The sequence below is a fragment of the Akkermansia muciniphila genome, assembly GCF_900184965.1.
In the GTDB taxonomy this organism is placed as follows: domain Bacteria; phylum Verrucomicrobiota; class Verrucomicrobiia; order Verrucomicrobiales; family Akkermansiaceae; genus Akkermansia; species Akkermansia muciniphila_A.
This window is the reverse complement of sequence record NZ_FXYA01000111.1, coordinates 1-249: the sequence shown is the minus strand read 5'-3', so window position 1 is coordinate 249 and position 249 is coordinate 1. Positions and strand designations below refer to the sequence as shown.

Annotated in this window: 1 protein-coding gene; it reads left to right on the top strand. The window is 57.8% G+C overall.

The genetic code is table 11. The annotated features are described in order from the left end of the window. Positions 1-230 (top strand): hypothetical protein (locus CI070_RS13390; RefSeq protein ID WP_179218405.1); only part of this gene is annotated, 230 nt, incomplete at its 5' end. Positions 231-249 lie beyond the last annotated feature (19 nt).

Genomic DNA, 249 nt, shown 5'->3' with positions numbered 1-249 from the left:
ATCCGGCATTGGGAGTCAACCCGAACCCCAGGGAATTCGCCGACACCGTCAACCATTTGAACAGCAAAGGAGCCACCGACGCCACCATGGAACTTGGCCGGGAACTCAGAGAACAGGATTACTGGACCAGCGAAGAACTCCGGGCATACCTGCACAGCCATGGCTACGACGAAACCGGGCGACCTCTGCAGCCTCCGGCAAATGAAGGCACGCCTGCCACTTTGCCATAAAATGGCCTGCTGGCGAAAA